This is a genomic window from Zooshikella ganghwensis DSM 15267 (assembly GCF_000428585.1).
GTDB lineage: Bacteria > Pseudomonadota > Gammaproteobacteria > Pseudomonadales > Zooshikellaceae > Zooshikella > Zooshikella ganghwensis.
This window is the reverse complement of sequence record NZ_AUAF01000334.1, coordinates 1-1768: the sequence shown is the minus strand read 5'-3', so window position 1 is coordinate 1768 and position 1768 is coordinate 1. Positions and strand designations below refer to the sequence as shown.

Below are 1768 nucleotides of genomic sequence, written 5' to 3'. Positions count from 1 at the left end.
TTGTGTACAATATAAAGTGCCGAGGAAAAAGCTTACTTAATGATCTAATAGAGCTATTGATATAACCCCCTAGGAATCCATATAGAGCCAAAATCATAGCGAATGATGATAATCGGTGAATTTTTTTTAAGCTAACCAATTAAAGGAAAGTATAGTTCGCAAAGCGCAATCGCACAGCAAACTACCCGTCAGCTACCCTCAAGACTACGGATCAACTTTAGTCTGTTAAAGATGCACACCGAAAGACCATGGATGTAAATTTATATACCCTTCACGAAGAGTATATTCTATAAGCTTAATGCACTATCAATGATACCCTTAGCATTAACGCCATAGGGTAATGTTCCATATTGATGACTTGCTTCAGTTAGCCTGCTGTTCAAAAATGCATCTGCCACATCACTGTTACCATACTGAAGCAGTAAACTCGCCTGTAATAAAATAGCCATTTGTTCCACAATACGCCGCGCATTAAACTCCGCGTGCTGAACATCTTTAAATTGTCTTTTAAGCTTAGTTAGCAACTTATCAAAGCGTAAGTCAGAACCTTTTGCTTGAGAAAGGGGTTGCATAAAAACATCAAACACTTCTGGTTGCTTATTCATTGCCCGTAAAATATCAAGGCATTGAATATTGCCAGATCCTTCCCAAATTGCATTTACAGGTGCCTCACGATACAACCTTGGCATAACAGTTTCTTCCACAACCCCCATTCCACCAACACACTCCATGGCCTCATAGGTATGTTGAACTGCTCGTTTACAAACCCAGTATTTGCCCAATGCTGTTACCAAACGAATAAACATTTGCTGTTCTGTGTCCTCTGGCTGATCTAAAGCAAATGCTAAACGCATTCCTAAAGCCAATGACGCTTCTGATTCAATAACCAAGTCAGCTAACACATTGCTCATCAGCGGCTGCTCCACCAACAATTTTCCAAACGCTTTACGCTGTCGAGCATAATGTATTGCCTGTGCAACACCTTGCCTCATTAATGCTGAAGACCCCATAATGCAATCAAAACGGGTGAGAGATACCATATCAATAATGGTATTGACACCGCGTCCTTCCTCCCCAATCATCCAAGCCAGTGCACCACGAAATTCCACTTCAGAAGAAGCATTGGATAAATTACCCATTTTATTTTTTAGCCGCTGAATAAAAAATTGATTTTTTTCGCCTTCCGGACACCAGCGGGGCATTAAAAAACATGACAAGCCACCTTTACTCTGCGCTAATACTAAAAAAGCATCACTCATGGGGGCTGAACAAAACCACTTATGACCCACTATTTCATATGGTTCACCAGGTCCCCGTTTACTTAAAGGCTTAGCTGTTGTTGTGTTAGCACGAACATCTGATCCACCTTGCTTTTCTGTCATTGCCATGCCAATCGTTACACCTTTCTTCATAAAAAAAGGTTTATTATCAGGATCGTAATGTTGTGCATACACTTTAGGCAGCCATTCAGCCGCAATATTTGTCTGTTTTTTTAAGGTTGGAACAGCTGCGAAGGTCATGGTCAGCGGACAACCACTACCTGGATCAGCTTGTGTATGTAAATAGGCAATAGCCGCTCGAATTAAATGTGCATTGACATAGTTTGACTGCCAAGGTAAACAATGATGCCCATGTTTTATCGCTGTCGCCATTAATTGATGATAGGCAGGATGGTAATTAACCTGATCAATACGATGTCCATATCGATCATGTGATAGAAACTCTGGTATAAACTTAGGCTCTATATGGATTCCTAGGGGGTAGCATA

General features: G+C 40.8%; 1 protein-coding gene. It reads right to left on the bottom strand.

The features are described 5' to 3' along the window. Window positions 1–287: 287 nt before the first annotated feature. A partial coding sequence (locus F607_RS0126680; RefSeq protein WP_027710423.1) for an acyl-CoA dehydrogenase family protein occupies window positions 288–1768 on the bottom strand: 1481 nt, incomplete at its 5' end.